Consider the following 21682-nt stretch of genomic DNA (forward strand, 5'->3'; position numbering starts at 1 on the left):
GGCGGTGCCGGTCGGCGTCGCCTGGGCCGCGGCCGCGGTGCTGCTGGCCCTAGTCGTCGCGCAATCCTTTGTGCAGACCGGCAACAGAGGTGGCGATTTCGAGATTGCCGGATCGGAAGACGACCTGGCCAAAATGCCGTTTGCACTTGTGAAGTTCAAACCGGATGCGAAGCTGTCCGACATCATCGCTTTTCTCGACCAGAACCAATTGAAGATCGCCGGCGGGCCGACCGCCGACGGTGTCTTCCGCCTCGGCGTTCCGGCCAAGACCGCCGCCGACTATCAGAAGCTGCTTGGCCTTATTGCCGCCCAGCCTTTCACCGAAGCTGCGCTGGAGGGAAGGAAACCGGCTGATGGCGGCTAAGGCGGTCATTCGATTGACGGCAGCGATGACAATCTTCGCCGCGTCCGCAATGGCGCAGACCAATGACCCGAACCTCACCCAGGCTGAGATCGACTGCCTGAACCGGGGAAATGCTGCCAACGCCGACTGCGCCAAGGATGGCGGCGCCGTGAAGGATGGCGGCAAAGCGCTGGCTCCTGGAATAACGGGCGCGGTGTTTCTTCCGGACTTGATTGTCGACCTGTTCCCCAATCCTGCCGTAGTCACCGAGGCGCCTATACCTCCTGGCAATACTGCAACCCCACCCGCCGTCGCGCCGGCAATACAGGCTGCCGCGCCGGGCGGTCCGGTCGTAGCACCCACCGATCTTGTCGCAACCGAGCCGCCGCGCGCCGTGATCGGCGATTTCGTGCCCGACGAGGTGCTGGTCACGGTCAATGGCGATGCCGGCGCGGTCCAGCAGATCGCGGCCTCGTTCGGCCTCGAGATACGCTCGCAGCGGCAGTCGCGGCTGCTCGGCAACACGCTGGTGCGCTTCGGCATTCCCGATGGCCGCCCGGTCGGCGTCGTGCTGGCGCAACTTGCCGCCGACGGCCGTACTTTGCGGCGTGAGGCCAACCATGTCTACTCGCTGCAGCAGGCGGCCAGCATCGTCAATTATGCGTTCGAGCGCATTGCGCTCGATGCCGACAAAGCCAGCGGCGAGAATGTGCGCGTCGGCGTCATCGACACCGGCATCGATGACGGCAATCCGGCGCTCTCCGGCGTCATCGCCGGGCAGTTCGATGCCATGCCCGACGTGCCGATCAAGGCGCGCGACCACGGCACTTCGGTCGATGGACTGATTGCCGGCACCGGCGCGTTCAAAGGCATGGCGCCGGGTGCCAGGATCTATCACGCCCGCGCCTTCGAGGGCGGCAAGTCGACCATGGACGTCATCCTTTCGGCGCTCGACTGGGCGGCGGAGCAGGATGTCCGCATCATCAATATGAGCTTCGTCGGTCCGAAGAACGACCTGCTCGGCATCGCCTGCCGCAATGCGCGCGCGTTTGGCATCGTGCTGGTTGCGGCCGCCGGCAATAACGGACCGAAGGCGCCCTATGGTTATCCGGCCGCCTTCGACGGCGTGATGGCGGTGACGGCCACCGATGCCAAGGACGGGCTGATGCCGCAGGCCAATCGCGGCGCCTATGTCTTCATCTCCGCTCCCGGCGTCGAGATGGTGGCGCCGAGCGGCGCCGGCTCGGACGTGGTGACCGGGACGTCCTTCGCCGCAGCGATCGTGACCGGCGCCGTCGCCAACCTGTTCCATGCCGCACCCGACCGTTCGGCCGACTGGGTCGAGAAAGCACTTGCCGCCACCGCCAGGGATCTCGGCCCCAAGGGGCGGGACAATGATTTCGGCTTTGGCCTGCTGAATACCAAGGCGGCCGAGGCGGCGAAGGAATAGCCCGCTCAAGTCGCGTTTTGCTGAGGACGTAGCAGAAAATAGAATGCGGCGATGTGCGTTATCATCAGCAGCGGTACGTAGATGATCGGGATCGCGTAGGTGGCGCCCAGTTCGCCTGCGCGTGCAGGAAGGCCGATCTGGACGGCATGGTAATAGTCGACGATGAGGTCGACCGTCCCTGCGACATTGAAGGCGACGACCAACGGCCAGAAGAGCGGGCGTATCCTCACCGTGAGCAGCGCCAGCATGGCCAGCACGCCAGTCGCGAAATCGCCGTAGGCGGCGAATACGGCGAAGTCGGTGGGCAGATTGGGGCTTACGACACCTGGAACCATGAAGACGAGCCCGAAGAAGCGGAAGCTGTGCAGCGTAGCGATGGCGCGTTGCGCCGCGACCCGGTCCATCGACCTGAGCCACGGCAAACCGTACGCGCCGAAGCAAAGCAGCCACGCGACATAGCCGAGAGCAAGATGGGTTTGGAACACCATTTCCGTGGACATTTGGCCTTCTCTCAACAGTTGATTCACGCGGCTTTAAGCCCGCTACCGCAATTCGACTATCCGGTGTAATCACAACAACCTATGAAGCAGAACTACACAGTCCGACATGGTGCGCTGGAGGGCGTCGAGGCGTTCCTGGCCGTCGCCAGGCGCCTCAGTTTCCGCCGTGCCGCCGCCGATCTCGGCGTGACGCCATCCGCCGTGAGCCAGACGGTGCGCGCGCTGGAAGCCCGCCTGGGCACGGCGCTGTTCGTCCGCACGACGCGGAGCGTTGGTTTAACCGAGCCTGGCCAGCGGTTCCTCGACCGTGCCGGCCCGGCGTTCGAAGAGCTTGTCGCGGCCGGCGAGGCCGCCCGCGATATCGGCCAGCGGCCGACCGGTCTGCTGCGCCTGTCTGTGCCCCGCGCTATCGTGCCGCTGATGTTGGAGCCGCTGATCGCGTCGTTCTGCCAAGCCTATCCTGAGATCGAACTGGAGATCGCCGTGAGCGACCAGATGGTCGATCTCGCGACCGGCGGGTTCGATGCCGGCATCCGCCTCGGCCAGCTCATCGCCGCCGACATGGTCGCGGTGCGGCTGACAGCGCCGTTCTCGTTCGTGGTCGTCGGCAGCCCTGACTATTTTGAGCGCCACGGCCGTCCCGAGCGTGTCGACGACTTGCGCCACCACGCCTGCTTACGCTTGCGCCGCTCGAATGGCAGCATCGCGCCCTGGTCGTTCATCGACGGCAACGGCGCGATCGAAGCGGTCGTCTCAGGCCCGCTGATCGCGCACGACTATTCGACGTTGGTCGGGGCTGCGATGCGGGGCGTCGGGCTGGCGCAGACACCGCGACCACTCGCCGAAGGTCTGATAGCCGAAGGAAAACTCCAGTCGGTGCTGGACAGCGTCGCCACGACGACGCCGGGTGTCTTCCTTTATCATCCCGGCAAGCGCCAAGTCCTGCCGAAGCTGCGCGCCTTCATCGATCACCTCAAATCCGCGGCCTGAGACCAGGACGCACCCGCTGGTGCTGGCCAACAGCCGCCAAGAGTCGACCTCGGCCGTTCAGAGTGATTGCCTCTAGGCCGGCGCGCCGGCGACCGATCCCCTGACCACCAGGTCGACCGGCCAGACTTCGCCGCGAGCGCCCTCCTCCAGGCCGGAAATCCGCGCCGCCAGCCGTTCGGCGATGCGCGCGCCGGCGAGGCGGATCGACGAACGCGTCGTCGACAGCGGCACCGAAAAATTTTCCGGCTTCAGCCAGGGAAAGACGTCGTCATGGGCGATCAGCGACAGGTCGCCCGGAATGGTCAGGCCGAGATCGCGCACCGCGCGCACCACGCCGAGCGCCATGATCAGGCTGGAGCAGGCGATCGCCGTCGGCGCGTCACTTTGTTCCAGCAAGCGCCGGGCGGCGCGGTAGCCGTTCTCCTCGGTCATGGTGAGCGAACAGACATGCTGATCACGAAGCACCAGGCCGCTCGCCGCAAGCGCGCGGCGCACGCCGCGCTCGCGATGGATGGCGAAGGTCTCGCGATCGTCGCCGTTGATCAGCGCCAGACGCCTATGACCGAGCTGAACGAGTAGCCGCGCCGCCTCGTGGAAGGCGCCCTCATTGTCGATGTCGGTGAACGGATAGTCGAAATCGAAGCCTTCGCTGCGGCCATGGACGATGAAAGGAATGCCGAGCGTATTGACCAGCGCCACCCGCCGGTCGGCCGGCCTCGGCGACGAGATATAGACCGCGTCGACCTGCCGGTTGGCGACAATGCGGCGGTACGTCGTCTCCTGGTCGTCGGCATCGGCCGGTGACAGCACCAGGTCGAGCTCGTGCGAACGCGCATAGTCGCCGAGGCCGGACAGGAACTCGACGAAATGCGGGTCGATGTCGACGGTCGTCCCCGTCGGCAGAACATAGCCGATCATGCCGGTCTTGCCGGTCGCCAGCCGACGGGCGCTCGGATTGGGGCGATAGCCGTGACGCTTGGCGGCATCGACCACCCGCCGGCGCGTTTCCTCGTTGACTTCGGGGTAGCCGTTCAATGCGCGGCTCACCGTAGTCTGCGAAAGCGCCAGCATGTGGGAGAGCTGCTTGAGGTTCACCGGAGGCCTCCAAACCTCAAAGCGCTTTTAATCTGAATCGAGCTGGCCGCTACGAACCGCGTTGCCGAGCGCACTGACCATACGCACGGTTCGGACCGGTTTGAAGCCGAATTTGCTGCTGCACCGCCAGAAAACTGTGCTGCAGCGCACTTTTGCCGGCACTCGGCCGCAGAAATTAAATCGATTAGTCTGGCTTTCTCTTGACTCCGGATCAATTCAGTGGCGTGATCAAAATCACCAAAGCGCTTTGGAAGACTCTACGAAAGGTTGCAGTTCCTTTCCGACTGAGTCACAGTCCTGCAGCGCCGGCGGACGGAATGGAGGTTTCGTTCGGTGTTTGTCACCACTGGGAGGGAATACCGATGAAGAAAATGCTTCTGCTGGGCGCTGCGTTTGCCACGCTTGCGCTCGCCATGCCGGCGCAAGCCGAATTGAAGTTCAAGCCGGGCGAAGATCCCCGTTTCAACTGGGCGAACTACGAAGAGCTCAAGAAAGTCGACCTCAAGGGCGAGACGCTGACGATCTTCGGACCGTGGCGCGGCGAGGACGAAGGGCTTATCCGCACCGTCCTCGATTACTTCTCCGAAGCCACCGGCGCCGAGATCAAGTACTCCTCGTCGGAGAATTACGAGCAGCAGATCGTCATCGACACGCAGGCCGGCAGCCCGCCCAACATTGCCGTGCTGCCGCAGCCGGGCCTGATCCAGGATCTGGCATCGAAGGGCCTTTTGACGCCGCTCGGCGACGACACGGCCAACTGGGTCAAGGACAATTACGGCGCCGGCCAATCCTGGGTCGACCTCGGCACGTTCAAGGACAAGGACGGCAAGCCCGGCTTCTTCGCCTTTCCGTATAAGGCCGACGTGAAGTCGCTGGTCTGGTACTCGCCGGACAATTTCGAGGAAGCGGGCTACAAGGTGCCGAAGACGCAGGAAGAGCTTGCCGAGCTCGAAAAGAAGATCATCGGCGACGGCGGCACGCCATGGTGCATCGGGCTTGGTTCGGGCGGCGCCACCGGCTGGCCGGCGACCGACTGGGTCGAAGACATCATGCTGCGCACCCAGACGCCCGAGACCTACGACAAATGGGTGAAGAACGAAATTCCGTTCAACGATCCGGCAGTGGTCAACGCCATCGACATTTTCGGCAAGATCGCGACCGACGACAAGATGGTCGAGGGCGGCGCCAAGGCGGTTGCGGCGACCGATTTCCGTGACAGCCCGAAGGGCCTCTTCTCGGTGCCGCCGAAATGCTATCTGCACCACCAGGCATCGTTCATCCCGACCTTCTTCCCGCAAGGCACCAAGATCGGCGAGGATGCCGACTTCTTCTATTACCCGCCCTACGCCTCCAAGCCCGAGCTCGGCACTCCGGTGCTCGGCGCCGGCACGCTGGCCATGATCACTAAAGATAGCAAGAGTGCCCGCGCGTTCATCGAATTCCTGAAGCTGCCGCTCGCTCATGAGATCTGGATGGCACAGGGCGGCTTCGTGACGCCGTTCAAGTCGGTCAACAAGGACGCCTATGCTAGCGACGCGCTGAAGAAGCAGGGCGAGATCCTGGCCAACGCCTCGACCTTCCGCTTCGACGGGTCCGACCTGATGCCGGGCAAGATCGGCGCCGGTGCGTTCTGGACCGGCATGATCGACCTGGTCGGCGGCAAGTCCGCCCAGGACGTCGCCACTGACATCCAGAAAAGCTGGGACGCGATCAAGTAAGCGGCCGGCTTGAGTTCCCAATGTGATGTGGTCCGGGCCTCAAACGGCCCGGACCCTACCCGGTGCTTGGCGTCGCGTCGATTGTCGTGAGTACAACACATTCCGGCATGACGCGCGCCCAGTGACCTGCTTTCCGGCTGGTCGCGCTCCAGACAACTGAATCGGCGCATGATCCCGTCGCCAAAGCCATTCTCGACTGGCGGATCCGTGCGCAGGGGGAGGGACCCATGGCGGCTCAGATTTTTTCCGCGATATTCGTCATCATCATCGGCGTGGGCGGCTGCGTCGCCTATTTCTGGGGCGCCAACAAGGCACTCGACACGATCTTTCCAGCACGCGGCGTTTCCGGCAAGGCGGCGATTAACAATCTGCGCCGGCAGGGGGTGATCCGACCCTGGCTGTTCGTCGGCCCGGCGATGATCATCCTCACCATTTATCTGATCTACCCGGTGGTGGAGACGCTGAGGCTGTCGTTCCTCGATCGCGGCGGCGCCCATTTCGTCGGCTTGGCCAACTATCAATGGGCGTTCGGCGACCGCGAGTTCCGCAACTCGATCCTCAACAACATCATCTGGCTGGCGGTGGTGCCGGCCGCCTGCACCTTCCTCGGGCTGATCATCGCCGTGCTCACCGACAAGATCTGGTGGGGCACCATCGCCAAGAGCCTGATCTTCCTGCCGCTGGCGATCTCGTTCGTCGGCGCCAGCGTCATCTGGAAATTCATCTACGAATATCGCGGCGACGGGCAGACGCAGATCGGTCTGCTCAACGCCATCATCCAGTATTTCGGCGGCCAGCCGCAGGTCTGGATCTCGCTGCCGTTCTGGAACAACTTCTTCCTGATGGTCATCCTGATCTGGATCCAGACCGGCTTTGCCATGGTCATCCTGTCGTCGGCCTTGCGCGGCATTCCGGAAGAGACGCTGGAAGCCGCCGTCATCGACGGCGCCAACCCTTTCCAGATCTTCTGGAAGATCATGGTGCCGCAGATCTGGGGCACCATCGCCGTGGTCTGGACCACCATCACCATCCTGGTGCTGAAGGTTTTCGACATCGTGCTGACCATGACCAACGGCCAGTGGAACAGCCAGGTGTTGGCCAATCTGATGTTCGACTGGATGTTCCGCGGCGGCGGCGATTTCGGCCGCGGCGCCACCATCGCCATCATCATCATGATCGCGGTCATTCCGATCATGGTCTGGAACATCCGCCAGGCGAACAAAGAGACGGAAGGGCATTGAGATGGCCGCGTCGACCGGAAAGTCCTTTGTCAGCCGTTTCGGCGTCCACATCGCCGTCTTCATCTTCGTTGCGATCTGGACGATCCCGACGCTCGGCATTCTGGTCTCGTCGCTGCGCGACAAGGATCAGATCATCGCTTCGGGCTGGTGGAACTCGTTCACCAGTTCCAGCCAGACGGAAGCCGGCCGGCTGCCGCCAGCCTCGGCGCAGGTCGAGAAGGAGGGCAAGTTCGTCCTGCAAGGCAATATCTTCGGCGACGGCCCGGCCCGCAACATCAGCGCCTTTGGCGTCAAGTCGGCCGCGCCGACGCAATATCCCGCCGGCACGACAGCCGATCTCGGCGACGGCGTCACCCTGCAGCTCAATGCCGACGGCAGTTTCGTCATGACCTCGCCGAAGGCTTTCGAAAGCGAACGCGGCCAGCGCGTCTATTACGCCTCGTCGGCGCCGCCGAAATTCACCACCGACAATTACGACACGGTGCTGTTTTCGGAAGGCATCGGCCGCTCCTTCATGAACTCGCTGACCGTCACCATTCCGGCGACCGTCATCCCGATCCTGATCGCCGCGTTCGCCGCCTACGCGCTGGCCTGGATGCGCTTTCCCGGCCGGGCGCTGCTCATCGCCGTCATCATCGGCCTCCTGGTCGTGCCGCTGCAGATGTCGCTGATCCCGCTGTTGAAGCTCTATAACGGCGTCGGCAGCTTCTTCGGCGTGCCGTCGAAGACCTATCTCGGCATCTGGCTGGCGCATACCGGCTTCGGTCTGCCTTTCGCCATCTATCTGTTGAGGAGCTATATCGCCGGCCTGCCACGCGAGATCATGGAGTCGGCGCGTATCGACGGCGCCAGCGATTTCGAGATCTTCGTCAAGATCGTGCTGCCATTGTCGTTCCCGGTGCTGGCCTCGTTCGCCATCTTCCAGTTTCTCTGGGTGTGGAACGATCTGCTGGTGGCGATGGTTTTCCTTGGTACCGAGGGCGACCAGATCGTGCTGACCGCCAAGCTCAATGCGTTGCTCGGTTCGCGCGGCGGCGACTGGGAGATCCTGACGACATCGGCCTTCGTCACCATCATCGTGCCGCTGATCGTGTTCTTCTCGCTGCAGCGCTATTTCGTCCGCGGGCTGCTTGCCGGCTCGGTGAAAGGAGGTTGAGATCATGCAATCCGCTTTGAAGGCCACCCCGAAGCCAGATCTCGCTATAGATCGCGACTGGTGGCGAGGTGCCGTGATCTACCAGATCTACCCGCGCAGCTATCAGGATTCGAACGGCGACGGCATCGGCGACCTCAGGGGCATGATCGGCCGGCTGGCCTACATCGCCTCGCTCGGTGTCGACGCCATCTGGATCTCGCCATTCTTCAAATCGCCGATGAAGGATTTTGGCTACGACGTGTCGGAGTATTGCGATGTCGATCCGATGTTCGGCACGCTGGCCGACTTCGACGCGCTGACCGCAGAGGCGCATCGGCTTGGCCTCAAGGTGATGATCGACGAGGTGCTCTCGCACACCGCCGACATCCATCCCTGGTTCAAGGAGAGCCGCTCGAGCCGGAGCAATCCAAAAGCCGACTGGTATGTCTGGGCGGATGCCAAGCCGGACGGCACGCCACCCAATAACTGGCTGTCGATCTTCGGCGGCTCGGCCTGGCAGTGGGACACCAGCCGCCAGCAATATTACCTGCATAATTTCCTGGCCGAGCAGCCCGACCTCAATTTCCACAGCCGCGCGGTCCAGGACGCGCTGCTCGACGTCACCCGCTTCTGGCTGGAGCGCGGCGTCGACGGCTTCCGCCTCGATACCATCAATTTCTATTTCCACAGCCAAGGCCTGGAAGACAATCCGCCGCTGCCGCCCGAGCAGCGCAACGACCAGACGGCGCCGGCCGTCAACCCCTACAACTACCAGGACCATCTCTACGACAAGAGCCGGCCTGAAAACCTCGGCTTCCTCGAACGCTTCCGCGCCTTGCTCGACGAATACCCGGCGACGGCCGCGGTTGGCGAGGTCGGCGATTCGCAGCGTGGGCTGGAAGTGGTGGCGGCCTATACGGCCGGCGGCAAGCGCGTGCATATGTGTTACTCCTTCGACTTCCTGGCGCCGGAGAAGATCAGCGCGGCAAAGGTACGCTCGGTGCTGGAAACCTTCGGCAAGGTGGCCAGCGACGGCTGGTCGTGCTGGGCCTTCTCCAACCATGACGTGATGCGTCCCGCCTCTCGCTGGGCAGCCGGCGAGCCCGACCCGACCGCCTACCTCAAGGTCATCTCGGCGCTGCTGATGTCGTTGCGCGGCTCGGTCTGCATCTATCAAGGCGAGGAGCTCGGGCTCAGCGAGGCCGAGCTCAGCTTCGAGGATCTGCAGGACCCATACGGCATCCGCTTCTGGCCTGAATTCAAGGGACGCGACGGCTGCCGTACGCCGATGGTTTGGGACGGCGCCGCCCGCAATGGCGGCTTCTCGACGGCAAAGCCCTGGCTGCCGGTGCCCAGCAAGCACCTTGCGCAAGCCGTCAATGTGCAGCAAGGCGACGACGGCTCGCTGCTCGAGCACTACCGGCGCTTCCTGGCTTTCCGCCGCGCCCATCCGGCACTGGCCAAGGGTGATATCGAGTTCATCGAAAGCGAGGGCGACACCGTCGCCTTCACCCGCCGTGAAAGCAACGAGCAGATCGTCTGCGCCTTCAATCTCGGAGCAAAGCCGGCCGAAGTCGATCTTGGCGGCCGCTCATTGCAGCCCTTGCCGGGACACGGGTTTTCGGGACAGACTGGCGCCGGCACTATCCGCCTCGGCGGCTACGGCGCCTGGTTCGGGCGTATCGACTGAATTCAAGGAAGAACTGGAGGGTACACCATGGCCGATGTCACGCTAAGGCAAGTGAGGAAATCATATGGCAATCTCAACATTCTGCACGGCGTCGACCTCGACATAAAGTCGGGCGAATTCATCGTCTTCGTCGGCCCCTCGGGTTGCGGCAAGTCGACCTTGCTGCGCTGCATCGCCGGGCTGGAGGAGATCACCTCGGGCGAGCTCAAGATCGACGGCGAGATCGTCAACGACGTGCCGCCGTCAAAGCGCGGCATCGCCATGGTGTTCCAGTCCTATGCGCTTTATCCGCACATGACCGTCTACGACAACATGGCCTTCTCGATGAAGATCGGCAAGGAAAGCAAGGCCGAGATCGACAAGCGGGTGCGCCAGGCGGCCGAGATCCTGCAGCTGACCAAATATCTCGACCGTCTGCCCAAGGCGATGTCGGGCGGCCAGCGCCAGCGCGTCGCCATCGGTCGCGCCATCGTGCGCAATCCCAAGGTCTTCCTGTTCGACGAGCCGCTATCCAACCTCGACGCGGCGCTGCGTGTCGCCACCCGCATCGAGATCGCCAAGCTCAAGGAGTCGATGCCGGCCACAACGATGATCTACGTCACCCACGACCAGGTCGAGGCGATGACGCTGGCCGACCGCATCGTAGTGCTGAAGGAAGGCCATATCGAACAGGTCGGCACGCCGATGGAGCTCTACAAGCGGCCCGGCAATCTGTTCGTCGCCCAGTTCATCGGCTCGCCGGCGATGAACATCCTGCCGGCGACGATCGACAAGACCGGCAACCCGACGGTCGTCAGCCATGTCGGCGGCCGCAAGGCGACGGTGCCGATCGCAACGCCTGCCTCGGCGAAAGGCGCTGCGGTGAGCTTCGGGGTGCGGCCGGAGGATCTGATGATTGCCACCGGCGCCGACTATTTGTTCGAAGGGACGGTCGATTACGTCGAGCAGCTCGGCGAGGTCCAGCTCGTCTATGTCGACATCGGCCGCGCCGACCTGCCGCTGGTGACCAAGCTGCCGGGCAATGTCGAGGTCAAGCGCGGAGCGACGCTGCGGCTGACGGCGGACGCCGGCGACCTGCATATTTTCGACGCGGACGGGCGCTCTTTCGCGCTCCATGAAGCAGAAGCAAAGGCGGCTTGAAGCAGGCGTTCTTCCGCCATGCAAAAAACAAGAGCGGCGGGCATGGCCCGCCGCTCTTGTCTGGAATTCCAGTTCGGCCGTTAGAGCGATTCATCGTTTCACGGAACGCCGAACCGCTCTATCTCTTTGTTTGGAGCAATTCCGGACGGAAAACCGTTTCACACTTTTCCTGGAATTGCTCTAGTTGTTGCCGAAGAGGTTGCGGTCGGCGCCCTGAGGCGCGGACTTGGGCACATCGCCAGACGAGTTCAGCAGCTTGTAGATCGGCGAGTTGCTGTCACGTACCGAATACGTCTGCGTGTTGTCGACGTTGACGGTCGACTGCTTGTTGATGTCGGTCCCGCCAACATTGTCGTTGCGGGCATAAGCGCTGCCGGCGGCAATCAAGAGAGCGGCGGCAGTAAGAACAATCTTTTTCATTTTGGGTACTCCTGGATTTTCGAAATCAAGCGGCGGGCATGCCGCCGCCTTGATGGTGGGATCGGCTGTTAGTTGTTGCCGAAGAGGTTACGGTCGGCGCCCTGGACAACCGGCTGCTTTTCAGCCTGGTCCGACGTCTTGACGGAAGCCGTGTAGGAGCTGTCGACCGAGACAGCAGGCTGGTTGGCTCCGTTGGAACCAAAGTTGTCGCTGCCCGCGAAGGCGCTGCCGGTGATGGCCAAAACGGCGGCGGCAGCAAGAACGATCTTTTTCATCTTAATACTCCTGAATTTTTCAGATCCCCGGACGGCGGATATGCCCGCCGCCCTGATGCTGGGATCGACTGTTAGTTGTTGCCGAAGAGGTTACGGTCGGCGCCCTGGACAGGCTGCTGGTCAGCATGAGCCGGCTTCTGAATGGAAGCCGTATACGAGCTGTCGACCGAAGCGGCAGGCTGGTTCGCACCCTTGGAACCAAAGTTGTCGCTGCCAGAGAAGGCGCTGCCGGTGATGGCCAAAACGGCGACGGCGGCAAGAGCGATCTTTTTCATTTTAGTACTCCAGTATCTCAGTTTTTCCGTCCGTCCAGCGGCGTGTCTTGGGAGGAATTCGCGTCGTTCGGACAGCCCCGATGTGGGAAAGGCGATGGCCAGTTTCCAATCACGAAGTTGTTTGGTGTGGACCAAGAATCTACACCTTGAAATTGTGCCAGAGATTCCCTTCGCCACAATTTTATTGCTAAATATCAAGTAGATAGCCCATAGTATCGGTCTGGCTGCAAGGTGACTTGGGGAGGCAGCGTTCACAGCGTCCTGCACGCATTGTCAACAGAAACGAACCGTTCGGTTCGATTTTTTAAACCGACAAAAGTCGCAGCCGAGGCTCTTTGTCGAATCGTTAACCATTTCGGCCAAACGCGGCGTCGGCGTTGCGGCTGCTTTTGGCCTGCTTTATGCCGCCCAACAAAGGCAGCAACCGGGCAAGCAGAACCGGTCAGACCCCGTAGCGTTCGGTGCGGATGAGTGCCGCAGGCACCCCGGCATCGATCAGTGCCTCGGCGGCGGCCGTCACGAATGCGTTCGAGCCGCAGACAAAGGCGAGCTTCGGCGGCGCGGGCAGCCTCGTCATGGCTTGCACCATCATCGCGGCGTCGACCCGCCGCGCATGATCTGCCGGACGGCGGGCCGGCTCGCGCGTCAGCGTCAGCACCAGGTCGAAGCCATCCCGGCGCTCGGCGAGGTCGATCAACTCGTCGCGAAAGATCACCTCGTCCCAGACCCGCGCCGAAAACACCAAGGTGGCGGCGACCAGCGATCCCCGCATCGCCCGGTGACGGACCATCGACATCAGCGGCACCACGCCCGACCCGCCGCCGACGAGCAGGAGCGGTCCGCCATCGCCGTCGGACCAGACGAAATGGCCGCCGAGCGGCCCGCGCAATTCGACCTCGTCGCCCACCGCCGCGATCTCGTGAAAGAACGGCGAGACCTCGCCGTCCTCGAGTTTTTCAATCGCCAGTTCGATGGTCTCGCCGGTCTCCGGCGCCGAGGCGATGGAGTAGGAGCGGCGCGCCTGATAGCCGTCCGGCGCTGTCAACCTGACATCGACATGCTGTCCGGCATGGTAGACGAAGGGCCGCGACGGCTGCAGGAAAAAGCTGGTGACGCGCGGCGTGCGCTTTTGGATGCGGGTGATGGTGACCGTCTGCCAGGGCGACTGCGCCGCCGGTGCGTCGCTCATGGATCGTTCGTGTAGCGCTGCTCGCGCCACGGATCGCCGTAGATATGATAACCTCGCAATTCCCAGAAACCCGGCTCGTCACGCTCGGTGAACTGCAACCCGTTCAGCCATTTGGCCGATTTCCAGAAATAGAGGTGCGGAACGAGCAGCCGGGCCGGGCCGCCATGATCGGGGGTGATCGGCTTGCCCTCGTAAAGCAGTGCCACCATCGCCTTGCCGCCGGTGAGATCCTTCGTTGGCACATTGGTGGAATAGCCGTCGAAACCCAGCGCCAGCGTGAAGGCGGTGGGCGGCTCGATGCCGGCGTCGGCAAGGATGTCGTCGACCAGCACGCCCTGCCACGCGGTGTCGAACTTGGTCCATGCGGTGACGCAATGGATGTCGCGCGTCATCTTGGTCAAGGGCAGCGCGTTGAACTCGGCCCAGTTCCACTTCTTGATCGGCCGCGGCCCGTGCTTAAGCGTAAACGACCAATCCTCGGTGCGGACATGCGGCGTCGGGCCGGCCGACAGGACCGGGAAACCTTGCTCGAGATATTGCCCCGGCGGGATACGTGCATCCGTATCCGTCGGCGGCTTTCGTCCGGAAGAGAAGCCTCGGGTAACCATCGAGAATATCCGTTTGCGCAAGGTCCAATCGACCTTTGTCAGTTTTCTCGAAGACGCGTGCGCGGGCAACCGAAATCTTGGCTCCGGCCTGGCGGCAATGCTCTACATCGATCTTGGCAGCGCGGCGCCCGCTTCAGCCACTGGCGAAGGGGACGGCGACGAACATCTGGGCGTCGCCACGCTCGACAAGCAGCAGCACCGATTTCTTGCCAGATTTGGCAGCCTGCACAATCGCCTGGTTAGCCTGCCTGGCGTTCCTCACCGGATGCTGGTCGACGGCGACGATGATGTCGCCGGGCTGGATGCCGGAAGCCGATGCCGCCTTGTTCGGGTCGACGCGCTCGACCAGCGCGCCGTGCTGGTTGCCTGCCAGGTTCATTGCCTGGCGCACATCCGGGGTGACGTCCATCAGGCCGAGACCGAGCGCCGGTGCGCGAAGGCCCTGCTCCGTCGACGGCTGACGCCGATCGCTGGTCACCGATCCCGTTGCCATGTCGTCTTCGTTGCGCCCGACCTCGACGGAGATCTGCAGGCTTTGCCCCTGGCGCCAGACATTGAGGGTTTCCCTCGTGCCGGGCGCAACGTCGGCGACGGTGCGCGACAGATCCCTTGGATCCTTTATGTCGCGGCCGGCGAAACTGGTAATGACGTCGCCGGTCTCGATGCCGGCCTTGGCGGCCGGCGATCCGTCGCTGACCTGCGCGACCAGCACGCCGGCTGCGTGATCGAGGCCGATGGCGCTCGCCATGTCAGGCGTCACCGGCTGGATCTGGACGCCGAGATAACCGTACTGGATGGAGCCGCCCTTCATCAGCTTGGCGACGACCTTTTGCGCCTGGTCCGAGGGGATGGCGAAGCCGACGCCGACGCTGCCGCCATTCGGCGAAAAGATCGCCGTGTTGATGCCGACGACATTGCCGTTCACATCCGTTAGCGGGCCGCCGGAATTGCCCCGGTTGATCGGTGCGTCGATCTGGATGAAGTCGTCAAACGGCCCGCTATGCAGGTCGCGGCCGCGCGCCGAGACGATGCCGGCCGTGACCGTGGTGCCAAGGCCGAAAGGATTGCCGAACGCGAGCACCTGGTCGCCCGGCATGAGCTTGTCGGAATCGCCCCATTTGATGATCGGCAAGGGCTTGCCGGCTTTGACCATGAGCACGGCAAGATCGTTCTTGGCGTCATGACCGATCAATTTGGCGGGAAGCTCGGTGCCGTCGTCGAGCGTCACCTTGATCGACTGGGCGCCGTCGACGACGTGATTGTTGGTGACGATGGTGCCGTCGGCGCCGACGATGAAGCCTGAGCCGAGGGCCTCGGTGCGCGGCGCCTGTTCCGGCGGTGTCTTGGGGGCGGGCTGTCCCTGGTCATCGAAGAAATGGCGGAAATAGTCGTCGAAAGGCGAGGTTCCGCCAAAGGGAGAGGCGTCGCTCATGGTGTCCGGCTGTTGTACTTTCATGACCGTCGCGATGGTCACCACTGCCGGTTTGTCGGCCGCCACGACCGGAGCGAACGAACCGCTGGGCGCCGTCATTCCGGTGACAGGTGGGGTCACTGTTGCCGCCAGGACATCATTCAGCCTGGGAGCGAGGGGCAGGGCGAAGGGGCTGACGATCAGCGCGGCGCCCAGCAGAGCGGCGACGCGATGTCTGCGAAGGGTCTGGATTGGTGACATGGCCGTTGTCCGGGCGAGAGATTGATCGGGCGCCGCAGCGTTCCGTCACCGGAATGCTCTATCGGCGTGTCGGCCTTGCCTGTCTCGCCTGGCACGGCGGCCGACCGGATCGACAGCCCCGCATCTAGGGCGCCGATCGTGGTTTCCAGATAATATTACGAAGATTTAATTTCCGGCTGGCAGCCGCCTTGCCGGGCTGGCGCCGAAACCCGAAAACAAAAACCCGCCTTGCGGCGGGTCGGCGGGTCATTGGGGCGAATCAGCACCATACCCAGATTACTAGCATAGCTGCCGGCACAAAGCAAGAACAAAATAGCTGCGCAAGACAAATCGCTTCAGATTTGCGCCGCCTCAGCCGAGGCCTCCTATTCGCCTTTCCGGTCGGTCCGGCTGAGATAGGTGGTGGCGATCTCGCGCATCCGCCTGCCGTCGAAGCTCGGTCCATGACCGCCATGGCCGATGCGGATCGGCAGCTCGAGCAGGCACTGCATCGTGCGGCGATAGGCGGCACGATCCGAATCCGGCAGGTCGTCGATCAGCATGGCGTCGTAGATGGCGTCGCCGGCGAAGAACAGGCCGTCAGCCTCGTCGAACAGCGCGATCGAATCCGGAGAGTGGCCGGGCAGATGCAGGACGCGGAATTGGCGGTCGCCGAGGTCGATCCTATCGCCCTCGTCCAGGGTCCGGGCCAGAGGCGCCGGCTGAATCCTGTAATCGGCCGCCTTCCAGCCCTTTGCCGGCAGCCTGGAGACGGCGCCTTCCAGATCATGGAACATGTAGGCGTAGGTCACCGCTTCATCCATGCTGTCGAACTGTGCGGCGCTGTGGCGCGGCCCTGCCCGCAACGGAAACTCGTGCAGCGAGCCGACATGATCGAGATGGATATGCGTGGCGACGACGAGCAGCGGCTTGCCGGACGGCGTGTCGATCTGCGGCGCCAGCGGGCAGATCCCCATGCCGGTGTCGACCAGCAGGTCGACATCGCGGCCGCGCAGATGCCAGATGTTGGCGCGCACGAATTCGTGCACGAAGGGCTCGGTCAGCATCGTCGTCTTGGCGTCGACGATGGTTTTGCTGAACCAGCTGTCCATCAGATCAAGGCCGGCATCAGACGAACGGCTTGCCGACCTTGTACTTTTGCGGGACCAGCCGCTTCAGATAGGCCATCCCCGCATCGGACAGCCGGTTGACATCCGGCAGCATGAAATCATCCGGCATATGGCGCGTCTTGCCGGCGACGTTCTTCAGCGGCACCTTCTTCAGCACGGTTTTCTTGCCGTCATATTGCAGCGCCACCGAACCGCCCCCCTCGTCGGCCACCGTGACCGCGAAGGCACCGGCATCGAAGGCCTCCTGCGCGTCCACCGCGCTGATGGCGCCGACATAGCCGCGCGGCATATAGCCGAGCGCATCGACGCGCGCCCGCTTGCCCGGCAATCCTTCGGCGAGCGCGCGCTCCAAGGCTGCCGGCAGGTCGCTGCCCGACAGCTTGACGTTGCCGTGCTGGTCGCGCTCCAGCCTTTCCGGCGGCACCAGGCTTTCGACCAGCGCTTTGCCGTCGGCGGTGCTGACGCCTTCGGAGACGGCAACGATGCAGCGCTTGTGGCGGTCGAGCGTTGCACGAACGTCGTCGATGAAGCCCGCCGCGGAGAACGGCCGCTCCGGCACGTAGACGAGATGCGGGCCGCTGTCCTGATCGAGCTGCCAGGCCGCGGACGCGGCCGTCAGGAAACCGGCATGCCGCCCCATGACGATGCCGACATAGATGCCCGGCAGAGCGCGGAAATCGAGATCGACCGAAAGGAATGCTCCAGCGACGAACTCGGCCGCCGACATGAAGCCGGGCGTGTGATCGTTCTCCTCGAGATCGTTGTCGATGGTTTTCGGCGCGTGGACGAAGGCGATCTTGCCGCCGGCGGCGTCGGTGAGGATCTGCTGCGTGCCCGAGGTGTCGTTGCCGCCGATATAGATGAAGGCATCGGCGCCGGCGTTCTTCAAGCCGTTGAGGATGAGGTCGCAATAGGCGGCATCCGGCTTGTCGCGCGTCGAACCAAGCGCGGCGCTCGGTGTCGCCGCGATCAGCCGCAGGCGGTCCTCGGGGATGGCGGAAAGATCGACGTAATTGCCGTCACGAATTCCGCGCACGCCGTGGATGGAACCAAGCACCTTGGCGCCGGGATGCCGCTTGCGGATTTCGAGCGTGGCGCCCACCACGGTCTGGTTGATGACGGCGGTCGGGCCGCCGCCTTGCGCGATGACAAAAGTTCCGGCCATTGTTCACGTCTCCCGGGCGGTGAAAATCGCAGGCACATTCGCCTGTCTTGCGGCATCGCGCAACGGCAGAGGCAGTGGGTCAGTTTGAAATCGGGCCACTCTTCGCCTGCAGCGCGATAGGATCCGTTTCGATGAGCCGAAGTGACCTGACCATACTCGCCGTCTGCGCCTTGTATTTGAGAAAGTGCGACGTGGTCAGGTGGGCCTCATAGGCCGCCTGATCGGCGTAGCATTCGATCACGCGCACCTTTTCAGGCGTGCCTTTTACTGCCACCGCATGAAGGAAAAGCACGCCCGGCTCGACGCGTACAGAAGCCTCAATCTCTTCGGCAAGCAGGGCCCTGTAGCTGCCGATCTGCTTAGGATCGATTTCCAGTTCGGCTATCCTGACAATCGGCATCAATTGCTTTCTTGCTTCTTGCAGGGACCACGCATGGTCGGCTTCTCCGCTTCGCTCGCCTCGATCAGCGCAACGATGTCGCGATCTCCCAAAACTTGTCAGTCACGCGAGCGGACATGGCTGGGCAAGGCGAAGCGTCGCATGAATTCGCACAAAATTGTAGTACATGGGTGTGCAGCGCTAGCCGGCAGAGTAATCGCTCGAGCCTTGGCCGCCGGTCAGACGACGACGACCGGATTCTTCTTGGAGACGCGGCTGTAGAGATCGATGATGTCCTGGTTGATCAGCCGCACGCAGCCCGACGACATCGCCTGGCCGATGCTCCACCATTCGGGCGAGCCGTGGATGCGATAGCCGGTGTCGCTGCCGTTCTGATAGATGTAGAGGGCACGCGCGCCGAGCGGATTGTCGAGGCCGCCCGGCTGTCCGCTTTGCCATTTCACCAGTTCCGGCCTGCGGGCGATCATCTCGGGCGGTGGGGTCCAGACCGGCCATTCCTTGCCGTACTGGATGTTGGCGCGGCCGGACCAGCGGAACCCGTCCTTGCCGATGCCGACGCCGTAACGGATCGCATCGCCGCCGGGCTGCACCAGATAGAGCAGCCGTTCCTGCGAGTGAACGACGATGGTGCCGGGTTGCTCGCCGGTCGGATCGACGACGATCTGGCGGCGGAACTCCGGCTTGACCTTGAGATAGGGCACTTCCGGCACATTGAAGCCACCGTCGGTGAGCGAAGCGTACATCACGTCGGGGCTGGTGATGTTCTTGTCGACGCTGATACTCGGACGGATGGGCCGGATCGAGCCGGTGGTGACGTCGTCGAGCTGCAGCGACGGCAGATCCAGCGTCTGGCTGCAGCCGGCGACGCCGAGCAGCGCCAGCGCACCGGCGCCGGACAGCACCGTGCGGCGGGAAAGCTGTATTTCGGTTTCGATTGCGTCGCCGTTGTGCGGCAGCGACAGACCTTGCGGCAACTCACGCATTTACCCAAACCCTACGCTATCGGCGGGAAACACGGTCCGGCCGGATAGCAGGCATTTTCGACAATCATGGTTGAAAAAGCGTGAAGGCCGGCCGCCTGGCATTAACGAGGGGCTTTTTCGATTTTTGCCTCTTTACATCTGCGCGGGACCAAGGATTTATCCTCTTCTTTGAGCTCAAGGAGAAGAAAATGTCCTTCGAAAACTGGGCCGCTTTTGCCGCCGCCTCGGCAGTCCTTCTGGTCATTCCAGGTCCGACCATCCTGCTGGTGGTGTCCTATGCGCTCGGCCAGGGCTGGCGCACCGCGCTGCCGATGGCAGTCGGCGTGGCGCTCGGCGACTTCACCGCGATGACATTGTCGATGCTGGGCATCGGCGCGCTGCTGGCGGCGTCGGCCACCGTGTTTACCGTGCTGAAGGTGATCGGCGCCGGCTATCTGATCTATCTCGGCATCAAGCTGTTTCGCGCCGGCGGCGCGCTCCGGGCCGAACCGCGCACCGATGCGGTGTCGTCGGCGAAAATGACGGCGCATGCCTGGCTGGTTACCGCGCTCAATCCGAAAAGCATCACCTTTTTCGTCGCCTTCCTGCCGCAGTTCCTCGACCGGCATGCGGATTTCTGGGCACAGATGCTGATCTTCGAGACGACCTTCCTGGCGCTCGCCTTCGCCAATGCCTTCGGTTATGCGCTGATCGCGGCAAGGGCGCGCAACGTGGTGCGCAATCCAAAGGCGATCCGCATCTTCAACCGCACCGGCGGCACGCTGCTGGTCGGCGCCGGCGTCGCGACAGTGGCGATGCGCTCGGGCAACTGAGGCAAACCATGGCGGTGAGCGACGCATTTGGCCTGACGCTGTCTGGCGCGACGGAGGCCGGGTTCTCGTCCTACAGCCGGGCTGTGCGCGAATTGCAGTGCTTCATCGGCGATCCTGTCGGTTCCGTTGACCGGGCAATCGCCGAAGTTCCCGGCTTCGTCATGGCGCATGTGTTCAAGGGTTATCTCTTTGGCCTCGCCACCGAGCGCGAAGCGACGGCAGTGGCCAAGGCATGTCACGAGGCAGCGCTGCCACTTGCCGCGACGACGCGCGAGCAGGCGCATGTCGCCGCCCTTGGCCACCTTGCGGATGGACGCTGGCACGAGGCCGCCCGCGTGCTGGAGGATATCGCCATCGAGTTTCCGCTCGATGCGCTGGCGCTGCAGACCGGCCACCAGATCGACTTCTTCACCGGCAATGCGCGCATGCTGCGCGACCGCATCGGCCGCGCGCTGCCGTCCTGGCAGAGCGGCATGCCGGGCTACCATGCCATACTCGGCATGCAAGCCTTCGGGCTGGAAGAAATGGGCGACTACGCGCGCGCCGAAAAACTTGGCCGCACGGCGGTGGATCTCGAGCCGCGCGACGGCTGGGCCCAGCATGCGGTGGCCCATGTCATGGAGATGCAGAGCCGGCAGAAGGACGGCATTCTGTGGATGCGCGCCAATCCCGAAGCGTGGACGCGGGAAAGCTTCCTGCAGGTGCATAATTGGTGGCATCTGGCGCTGTTCCATTATGATCTCGGCGAGACCGACGAGGTGCTGGCGCTCTACGACGGGCCGATCTATGGCGAGCGCTCGACGCTGGCGCTCAACATGGTCGATGCCTCGGCGATCCTGTGGCGGCTGCATCTCGGCGGCGTCGATGTCGGCGAGCGCTGGACGGCACTCGCCGCCAACTGGTTGCCCAAGGCGAGCGCCGGCCATTATGCCTTCAATGACGCCCACGCGATGATGGCGTTTGTCGGCGCCGGCCTCGAAGCGCCGGCCCGCGGCTTGCTCGAGGCGCAGCGCGAGGCGATGCGCGGCAAGGACGACAACGCTGCTTTCACCAGGGATGTCGGCCATCCCCTGACGCTCGCCATCAAGGCGTTCGGCGAGGGCAATTATGCCGGGACGATCCGCTTGATCCGGCCGATCCGGGCAATCGCCCATCGCTTCGGCGGCAGCCACGCCCAACGCGACGTCATCGACCTGACGCTGATCGAAGCGGCATTGCGTTCCGGTGATGGCGCGCTGGCGAGGGCGCTTGCGGCGGAACGCGCGCTGGCACGGCCGGACAGCCCGTTGTCGGCACTGTTTTCACGGCGTGCAACCGCTCTCGCGGCGAATTGACCAAGGCCACATCTTGCCTTAAAAAAAACTGCCCCGACCAGATTTTTTCGAGCGTCGAAAAAATCTTCGCGTGTTGACCGGGGTGCGTTTCCGGCGGCACGATTGCCGGGATATCTTCGCCGCCCGTGTCACAGGACT

The 21682-nt window shown here is 63.3% G+C and carries 21 protein-coding genes and 1 pseudogene; 10 read left to right on the top strand and 12 right to left on the bottom strand.

From position 1 onward, the window contains the following. Both X773_RS70415 and X773_RS70420 read left to right on the top strand, forming a co-directional pair. Nucleotides 1–364: pseudogene (locus tag X773_RS70415) on the top strand (anti-sigma factor); the annotation flags it as partial. Further along, nucleotides 354–1793, top strand: coding sequence for a S8 family serine peptidase (locus X773_RS70420; protein WP_023680216.1), 1440 nt, complete (start codon nucleotides 354–356; stop codon nucleotides 1791–1793). The pseudogene X773_RS70415 and the gene X773_RS70420, both read left to right, overlap by 11 nt. A 5-nt stretch (nucleotides 1794–1798) precedes the next feature. On the opposite strand, the gene X773_RS70425 is transcribed toward X773_RS70420, so the two are convergent. After that, on the bottom strand, nucleotides 1799–2293 hold the full coding sequence (locus X773_RS70425; RefSeq protein WP_023680217.1) for a hypothetical protein: 495 nt from the start codon (nucleotides 2291–2293) through the stop codon (nucleotides 1799–1801). An 81-nt stretch (nucleotides 2294–2374) separates the two neighbouring features. Between X773_RS70425 and X773_RS70430 the strand changes: the two genes are divergently transcribed. Further along, nucleotides 2375–3283 (top strand): LysR family transcriptional regulator, encoded by a 909-nt coding sequence (locus X773_RS70430; protein ID WP_023680218.1) that lies wholly within the window; start codon nucleotides 2375–2377, stop codon nucleotides 3281–3283. A gap of 72 nt (nucleotides 3284–3355) precedes the next feature. On the opposite strand, the gene X773_RS70435 is transcribed toward X773_RS70430, so the two are convergent. Beyond that, nucleotides 3356–4378 carry a substrate-binding domain-containing protein gene (locus tag X773_RS70435; protein WP_031213013.1) on the bottom strand — a complete coding sequence of 341 codons (1023 nt, stop codon included), beginning with the start codon at nucleotides 4376–4378 and terminating at the stop codon, nucleotides 3356–3358. 362 nt (nucleotides 4379–4740) lie between these two features. Between X773_RS70435 and X773_RS70440 the strand changes: the two genes are divergently transcribed. The 5 genes from X773_RS70440 to ugpC all read left to right on the top strand — a co-directional run bounded on the left by X773_RS70440 (nucleotide 4741) and on the right by ugpC (nucleotide 11302). Next, the gene (locus tag X773_RS70440) at nucleotides 4741–6096 is read left to right on the top strand and encodes an ABC transporter substrate-binding protein (RefSeq protein ID WP_023680220.1); all 1356 of its coding nucleotides are present in this window, start codon (nucleotides 4741–4743) and stop codon (nucleotides 6094–6096) included. Between the two features lie 227 nt (nucleotides 6097–6323). After that, nucleotides 6324–7337 (top strand): sugar ABC transporter permease, encoded by a 1014-nt coding sequence (locus X773_RS70445; protein ID WP_023680221.1) that lies wholly within the window; start codon nucleotides 6324–6326, stop codon nucleotides 7335–7337. A 1-nt stretch (nucleotide 7338) separates the two neighbouring features. Further along, complete coding sequence (locus X773_RS70450; RefSeq protein ID WP_023680222.1) at nucleotides 7339–8493, top strand: carbohydrate ABC transporter permease; 1155 nt, start codon at nucleotides 7339–7341, stop codon at nucleotides 8491–8493. A 4-nt stretch (nucleotides 8494–8497) separates the two neighbouring features. Next, a complete protein-coding gene (locus X773_RS70455; RefSeq protein WP_023680223.1) occupies nucleotides 8498–10162 on the top strand; it encodes an alpha-glucosidase in 1665 nt (554 codons plus the stop codon). 27 nt (nucleotides 10163–10189) lie between these two features. Then, entirely contained in the window at nucleotides 10190–11302 is a 1113-nt protein-coding gene (ugpC, locus tag X773_RS70460) for a sn-glycerol-3-phosphate ABC transporter ATP-binding protein UgpC (RefSeq protein ID WP_023680224.1), read from the top strand. Nucleotides 11303–11482: 180 nt separating this feature from the next. Here the strand turns inward: ugpC and X773_RS70465 are convergent, their stop codons facing one another. The 10 genes from X773_RS70465 to X773_RS70510 all read right to left on the bottom strand — a co-directional run bounded on the left by X773_RS70465 (nucleotide 11483) and on the right by X773_RS70510 (nucleotide 19398). After that, nucleotides 11483–11722, bottom strand: coding sequence for a DUF680 domain-containing protein (locus X773_RS70465; RefSeq protein ID WP_023680225.1), 240 nt, complete (start codon nucleotides 11720–11722; stop codon nucleotides 11483–11485). A 68-nt stretch (nucleotides 11723–11790) separates the two neighbouring features. Continuing rightward, entirely contained in the window at nucleotides 11791–11997 is a 207-nt protein-coding gene (locus tag X773_RS70470; protein ID WP_023680226.1) for a DUF680 domain-containing protein, read from the bottom strand. A 71-nt stretch (nucleotides 11998–12068) separates the two neighbouring features. Further along, nucleotides 12069–12272: a DUF680 domain-containing protein gene (locus X773_RS70475; protein ID WP_023680227.1), complete on the bottom strand. Its 204-nt coding sequence runs from the start codon at nucleotides 12270–12272 to the stop codon at nucleotides 12069–12071. A gap of 442 nt (nucleotides 12273–12714) precedes the next feature. After that, nucleotides 12715–13461 (bottom strand): FAD-binding oxidoreductase, encoded by a 747-nt coding sequence (locus X773_RS70480; protein ID WP_023680228.1) that lies wholly within the window; start codon nucleotides 13459–13461, stop codon nucleotides 12715–12717. Then, nucleotides 13458–14069, bottom strand: coding sequence for a molybdopterin-dependent oxidoreductase (locus X773_RS70485; RefSeq protein ID WP_023680229.1), 612 nt, complete (start codon nucleotides 14067–14069; stop codon nucleotides 13458–13460). Before X773_RS70485 ends, X773_RS70480 begins: the two co-directional genes overlap by 4 nt. Nucleotides 14070–14202: 133 nt before the next feature. Beyond that, nucleotides 14203–15741: a DegQ family serine endoprotease gene (locus tag X773_RS70490; protein ID WP_023680230.1), complete on the bottom strand. Its 1539-nt coding sequence runs from the start codon at nucleotides 15739–15741 to the stop codon at nucleotides 14203–14205. A gap of 365 nt (nucleotides 15742–16106) precedes the next feature. Continuing rightward, nucleotides 16107–16832 (bottom strand): MBL fold metallo-hydrolase, encoded by a 726-nt coding sequence (locus X773_RS70495; protein WP_023680231.1) that lies wholly within the window; start codon nucleotides 16830–16832, stop codon nucleotides 16107–16109. Nucleotides 16833–16848: 16 nt separating this feature from the next. Continuing rightward, nucleotides 16849–18015, bottom strand: coding sequence for a diphosphate--fructose-6-phosphate 1-phosphotransferase (locus tag X773_RS70500; protein WP_023680232.1), 1167 nt, complete (start codon nucleotides 18013–18015; stop codon nucleotides 16849–16851). A gap of 79 nt (nucleotides 18016–18094) precedes the next feature. Continuing rightward, the gene (locus X773_RS70505; protein WP_023680233.1) at nucleotides 18095–18415 is read right to left on the bottom strand and encodes a putative quinol monooxygenase; all 321 of its coding nucleotides are present in this window, start codon (nucleotides 18413–18415) and stop codon (nucleotides 18095–18097) included. A gap of 218 nt (nucleotides 18416–18633) precedes the next feature. Continuing rightward, nucleotides 18634–19398 carry a L,D-transpeptidase gene (locus tag X773_RS70510; RefSeq protein WP_023680235.1) on the bottom strand — a complete coding sequence of 255 codons (765 nt, stop codon included), beginning with the start codon at nucleotides 19396–19398 and terminating at the stop codon, nucleotides 18634–18636. Nucleotides 19399–19586: 188 nt separating this feature from the next. Here X773_RS70510 and X773_RS70515 point away from each other — a divergent pair, with 188 nt between their 5' ends. Together X773_RS70515 and X773_RS70520 are read left to right on the top strand one after the other, a co-directional pair. Then, nucleotides 19587–20210 carry a LysE family translocator gene (locus X773_RS70515; RefSeq protein WP_031213014.1) on the top strand — a complete coding sequence of 208 codons (624 nt, stop codon included), beginning with the start codon at nucleotides 19587–19589 and terminating at the stop codon, nucleotides 20208–20210. Between the two features lie 8 nt (nucleotides 20211–20218). Next, a complete protein-coding gene (locus X773_RS70520) occupies nucleotides 20219–21544 on the top strand; it encodes a tetratricopeptide repeat protein (RefSeq protein ID WP_023680237.1) in 1326 nt (441 codons plus the stop codon). Nucleotides 21545–21682 lie beyond the last annotated feature (138 nt).

It is taken from the genome of Mesorhizobium sp. LSJC280B00 (genome assembly GCF_000502835.1).
In the GTDB taxonomy this organism is placed as follows: domain Bacteria; phylum Pseudomonadota; class Alphaproteobacteria; order Rhizobiales; family Rhizobiaceae; genus Mesorhizobium.